General features: G+C 72.6%; 5 protein-coding genes and 1 pseudogene. 3 read left to right on the top strand and 3 right to left on the bottom strand.

Annotated features, from left to right (window positions below; translation table 11 throughout):
• Window positions 1-373: 373 nt before the first annotated feature.
• Window positions 374-556 carry a DUF6104 family protein gene (locus ACFU53_RS46310; protein ID WP_003961784.1) on the top strand — a complete coding sequence of 61 codons (183 nt, stop codon included), beginning with the start codon at window positions 374-376 and terminating at the stop codon, window positions 554-556.
• 59 nt (window positions 557-615) lie between these two features.
• Here the strand turns inward: ACFU53_RS46310 and ACFU53_RS46305 are convergent, their stop codons facing one another.
• The gene (locus tag ACFU53_RS46305) at window positions 616-1,467 is read right to left on the bottom strand and encodes a hypothetical protein (RefSeq protein ID WP_384006239.1); all 852 of its coding nucleotides are present in this window, start codon (window positions 1,465-1,467) and stop codon (window positions 616-618) included.
• A 192-nt stretch (window positions 1,468-1,659) separates the two neighbouring features.
• Between ACFU53_RS46305 and ACFU53_RS46300 the strand changes: the two are divergent.
• Window positions 1,660-2,479 (top strand): annotated as a pseudogene (locus ACFU53_RS46300) (DUF4097 domain-containing protein); the annotation flags it as partial.
• A gap of 564 nt (window positions 2,480-3,043) precedes the next feature.
• On the top strand, window positions 3,044-4,399 hold the full coding sequence (locus ACFU53_RS46295; RefSeq protein WP_384006237.1) for a helix-turn-helix transcriptional regulator: 1,356 nt from the start codon (window positions 3,044-3,046) through the stop codon (window positions 4,397-4,399).
• A 170-nt stretch (window positions 4,400-4,569) separates the two neighbouring features.
• Here the strand turns inward: ACFU53_RS46295 and ACFU53_RS46290 are convergent, their stop codons facing one another.
• A complete protein-coding gene (locus ACFU53_RS46290) occupies window positions 4,570-5,151 on the bottom strand; it encodes a Clp protease N-terminal domain-containing protein (RefSeq protein ID WP_384006235.1) in 582 nt (193 codons plus the stop codon).
• Window positions 5,151-5,360, bottom strand: a complete 210-nt coding sequence (locus tag ACFU53_RS46285) for a helix-turn-helix domain-containing protein (protein WP_033525401.1) — start codon at window positions 5,358-5,360, stop codon at window positions 5,151-5,153. Before ACFU53_RS46285 ends, ACFU53_RS46290 begins: the two co-directional genes overlap by 1 nt.
• Between the last annotated feature and the right edge of the window lie 75 nt (window positions 5,361-5,435).

The following is a 5,435-nucleotide window of genomic DNA, read 5'->3' as shown; positions in this document are numbered from 1 at the left end:
ACCAGGCGGAGCCGTAGCTGTGGGTGCGTGAGGTGTACGTGGCGTAGTCCTCGCTGCCCTTACGACCGTGGGGCCCCCCCCGTGTTCTCGCGACTCGGGGCGGGCCCTTCCGTTGGGAACGGGCCAGAAGGTACGGCCGCCGCGTACGGCCCCGACCGCGAGCTGACGCGGCGCCGTGACGAGCACGGCCGTCATCAGGTTCGGACCTCCCACCGCTCCGCGAACAGGCGCCCAAAAGGGACGAAAGGGGCAGTTGTCCATGAATCTGCGGGCTGCACACCCTTGGCGCTGGATCGGCCGGACGAGGGACCCCTTTCGGTTTCGTACGCTGTGAGCGGCACATCGACCACGTACGCACCCAGGAGAGCGAGCCATGTACTTCACCGACCGCGGCATCGAGGAACTGGAGAAGCGGCGCGGCGAGGAAGAGGTCACCTTCGAGTGGCTCGCCGAGCAGCTGCGGACGTTCGTCGACCTGAACCCGGACTTCGAGGTGCCGGTGGAGCGGCTGGCGACATGGCTGGCGCGGCTGGACGACGAGGACGAGGACGAGTAGCCGCCTGGACTACGAGGAGCCGCGGCCCGACGGGGGCGGCCAGTCGCCGACGAGGACGGTCAGTCGCGCGGGTGGGCCAGGTCGTACAGCAGGCCGAGGGCGCCATGGGCGACGAGGAGACCGCCGGCGGCGAGCCAGCCGGCGCTTCGGCGGTGGAGGCCCCAGGCGGTGACTGGTAGACCGGCCAGCAGTTGGGCGGCGGCGAGGGCGCGGGCTCCGGGGGTGCCGGCCCAGGGGAGCCAGGGTCCGAGGCGGCCGCGTTCGAGGGCGTCGAGCTCCGTGCGGACCGCCCCGCGCCAGCCGGTCCACTCGATGCGCTGGACGCCGGGCTGGACACGGGCGACCTCGCGGAGACGGTCCGCTGGTTCGCCCGGGGTGAGGCCGGCGGGGAGCGTCACTCCCGCGCGGGCGAGGACGGCGACGAGACCCTGCAGGCGCGCCCGGGCGTCCGCCGCCGGGTCGGGCTTCGTGAGGTCGTCCAGGGACTGCGTGTCGAGGACCGGATCCAGGCCCAGGCGGGCGGCGAACGTGCGCATCGCCTCGTCCTCACCGACCGGGGTGCCGTTCGCGAGCCATACGTAGCCGACGGTGCGGCGGAAACCGGCGGCAAGGGTGTAGCCGCCCCGGTCGGCATCCCACCAGAGAGCGAGCACGGGCCAGGGGGCGCCGACGGCGAGGGCGGTCGCCCAGCCGGTGAGGACGCGATCGACGGGTTCTCCACCTTCCAGCCAGGGCTTCCCCTCGGGGACGAGCGCGGCCCACTGCGGGCCGGCCGGGGTGAGCAGCATGCGTTCGCGGAGCAGCTGGGCGACGGGGGCCACGGAGTCGGGATCCGCCCGGCAGAGCAGGAGCGCGCCGGGGGCGCGGGTGGGCCGGGGGGCACGGGATCCCTGGGAGCGTTCCGTCGACATGAACCCACGTTAGGGCGATTTGCGCTCACATATCCCTGCGGGATCACCCGAACGGGTGTCTTGACTTTCCGCGACCGCGATATATCGTGAATTACGGAAGACGCGATATTACGCGTATGAAGTGTACGGCGTACGGCGAGTGGCGTTGTGTGGCGTGTTCCGTCTTGTCGGTCTGTCGAGGAGGTCAGCACCATGTCCGAGTGGTCCGTCGCCGAGCCGCGGAAGCTCACGTTCGACGAACCGGTGACGGCACTGCAGGTGCGAGTCGTCAACGGAACAGTGAACGTGGTGGGCACCGACGAGGGTTCCGCCCGCCTGGAGGTGTCCGATGTCGAGGGCCCTCCTCTGACGGTGACGCAGAAGGACGGCACGCTGACCGTGGCCTACGACGATCTGCCTTGGAAGGGCTTCTTGAAGTGGCTCGACCGGAAGGGCCGGCGTCGCAACGTACTGGTGTCGCTCGCCGTTCCGACGGGCACCCGTGTCGAGGTGGGCGTGGTCGGCGCCACGGCCGTCGTGTCCGGACTGGACGGGCGTACGGAGGTGAAGGGCATCTCGGGCGACACCACCCTGGTCGGGCTGTCGGGCCCGGTGCGCGCCACGACGGTGTCGGGGAACGTGGAGGCGCAGGCCCTCACGGGAGACCTCCGGCTCAGTTCCTTCTCCGGGGACCTGACCGTCATGGAGGGCTCCTGCCCCACCGTGAAGGCCGACTCGGTGAGCGGCTCCATCATCGTCGACCTCGACCCCACGGGCGGCCCCACCGACGTCGGCCTCACCAGCGTCTCCGGCGAGATCGCCATCCGCCTCCCCCAGCCCACCGACGCCGAGGTCGAGGCCAACACCGCCAGCGGCACCATCTCCAACGCCTTCGAAGACCTCCGCGTCAGCGGCCCCTGGGGCGCCCACAAGGTCACCGGCCGCCTCGGCACGGGCAACGGCCGCCTCAAGGCCACCACCGTCTCCGGCTCCATCGCCCTCCTCCGCAGGCCACCGGCGGAGGACGCACCATGGGACGAGTGGCCGGGAAGTGGGGGCTCGGAGGAAGCCGGGGATCCGCGAGCGGGCGACGGCCTGGAAAAGGGCGGCGGCCCGGGGCCGGGCACCGGGATACGGGAGAACGGGAAGCCGGGACCGTCGGGCGCGACGTCGAGCGGGGCGGGGTCGCCGACGGTAGCGTCCAGCGGCGCAGGGCCGTCGAGGATCGCCGCGAACAGCGTCGGGCCGGCGGGCACCGACCCGTCGGGCACCAGCCCATCGATGTCGCCGGGCGCGGCTTCGCGTGGCGGCGCGCCCAGCGCCCCGTCAGGTGCTCCGCCGGGCGCCTCACCCGTCGACCGAACCGATGGCGTCTCCGGCCCCCCTCCTGCCGCCCGGCCCGGCGGTGTGACCGACAATCCGTCCGACGGCTCATCCGAGCTGTCGGGCAATTCACCCGGCCACGCGCCCGCCCCGACCGCCGACACCTCGACCGGCACACCGGCCAGCGGCCCGAGCGACAGCCCGGACATCACCGGGACCGCCAACCGGGCCGACGGCACGACCGACCGCACGACCGACAAGAAGGTGCTCTGACATGCCTCCCGTCTTCGCCCACGGACGCCTGCGGCTGTATCTGCTGAAGCTGCTGGACGAGGCGCCGCGCCACGGTTACGAGGTGATCCGGCTGCTGGAGGAACGCTTCCAGGGCCTGTACGCGCCCTCGGCCGGCACCGTCTACCCCCGCCTGGCCAAACTGGAGGCCGAGGGCCTGGTCACCCACACCACCGAGGGCGGCCGCAAGGTGTATGCGATCACGGACGCGGGCCGCGCCGAACTGGCCGACCGCAGCGGCGAGTTGGCCGACCTGGAGCTGGAGATCCGCGAGTCGGTGGCGGAGCTGGCCGCCGAGATCCGGGCCGACGTACGCGGCGCGGCGGGCGACCTGCGCCGTGAGATGCGGGCGGCGGCCTCCGAGGCCCGCAAGGGCGGCGGGCCGGGCGACGGGGAGCAGGGGCCGCTCGGAGAGTCCGGGGCGTACGCCGACAACGAGTCCTGGCGCGCCGCGAAGGAGGAGATGCGCCGCGTCAAGCAGGAGTGGAAGGAGCAGGCCCGCCGCGCGAAGGACGAGAGCCGACGGGCCCGCGAGGAGGCCCAGCGCGCCCGCCGACAGGCCAAGGAGGCTCAGGACCATGCGCGCACCCAGGCCCAGGAGGAGCTGCAGCGCATCGCCAAGCGGGTCCAGGACCACGTCCAGGACCACTTCACCCGGGGCGACTGGCCGACGGGCGTGCGCGAGGGTCTGACCGAACTGGCCAAGGAGTTCGGCGAGTTCGGGAAGGACTTCGGAAAGGAGTTCGGCAAGGACTTCGGCTTCGGGCGCACGGGGGCGGGGTCCGGCACGGGAGCGACTGGCACGAAGGGAGCTACGGGGACAGGGACCGGGACGGGGACCGGGACAGGGACCGGGACGGGGACCGGGACGGGGACCGGGACGGGCACGGACACGGGGACCGGCACGGACACGGGGACCGGCACGGGCACAAGCACGGGGACCGGGACGGGCACAAGCACGGGGACCGGGACGGGCACAAGCACGGGGACCGGGACGGGCACAAGCACGGGGACCGGTGCGAGTACCGGTACAGGGGCTGACGCCTCAGCAGGTTTTGGCGCCGGGAGCAGGACCGGTACCCGAACCGGCGTCGGGCAGCCCGAGTACTCGACCACTCCCGAGGACTTCCCGGCCGACTACGAACCCGCCTGGGTGCACGAGACCCCCACGGGCGACCCGGCCCGCGACCTCGACCGCCTCCTGGACCGCTTCCGCGACGACATCCGCGACGCGGCCCGCGACCACGGCGTGACCGAGGACCAACTCCGCGACGCCCGCCGCCACCTGTCGACGGCGGCGGCCCACATCGGAGTGGTGCTGCGGGCGCCCCGGGGGTGAGCCGGGAAGGGGCATACCCCCTTCAGGGGCGCGGGGCTGTATCGACATGCGGCTCCGCCTCTTGGGCGCGACAAGCCACGACGAACGAGCAGCCCGCGACGCACAACCGCCGCCACCCCGAACCCGACACCGAATCCGCACCCCCGAGGTTCACGAAAGCCCCGCCCCACTCACCCCGCCTTGGCCTCCCCGGCGCCATAGAGGACCCGCTCCAGCGCCTCGTACGTCACCCCGTGGTCCGCGAGGACCTCGGCCAGGACCCCGGGGCGGGTGGTGAGGGCGAGGAGGAGATGTTCGTCGCCGATGTGGCGGTCGTGGTGGGCGTGAGCGGTACGGAGGGAGCGGGTGAGGACGTCCTTGGCGTCGCGGGTGAAGGGGCGGTGGCCCGAGCGGCGCCCCCGGCCACCCCCGGCCCCCTTCCCGCCCGACTCCAACGCCCCGACCCCATGGGCTTCTTCAACACGGGAGACGATCTCCGAGAGGTCGATGCCGAGGCCGGAGAGGGCGTCCACGTCGGCGCGGGAGAGGCCGCCCCGGCGGCGGGCCTCGGCGAGAGCCCGCTCCACGGAGTCCCGGCGATCGGCCTCCCCCAGCCCCAGCGCGGCCAGGGCGAACGAGGCGCGGCTGGCCTGTCGGTCCAGCAGGGAGAGGAGAAGGTGCTCCTCGGTCACCTCCCTCGCATGGGAGCGTTCGGCGTGCTCTACGGCCCCCAGGACCACGGCACGGGCGTCTTTCGTGAACCGTTCGAACATCAATGCCTCCCGTACTTCTTGTGCACGGCCTGCCTGCTGACTCCGAGTTCCGCGGCGATCTCCTGCCACGACCAGCCCTGATTGCGCGCGCTGCGCACCTGCACCGACTCCAGCTGCTCCAGCAGCCTCCGCAGCGCGGCGACGGCCCGCAGCCCGATCCGGGGGTCACGGTCGCCCGCGCGCTCGGCGAGATCCGTTGCTTCGGTCATAGTGTCAACTTACGTTGACACACCCGGCGCGTCAACCCCAGTTGACATGGCGACGGCCGGCCCGGAGAACCGGGC

This window comes from Streptomyces sp. NPDC057474 (assembly GCF_042802555.1).
GTDB lineage: Bacteria > Actinomycetota > Actinomycetes > Streptomycetales > Streptomycetaceae > Streptomyces.
The sequence above is the reverse complement of the archived record's forward strand: the minus strand, read 5'-3'. Positions and strand labels throughout refer to the sequence as shown.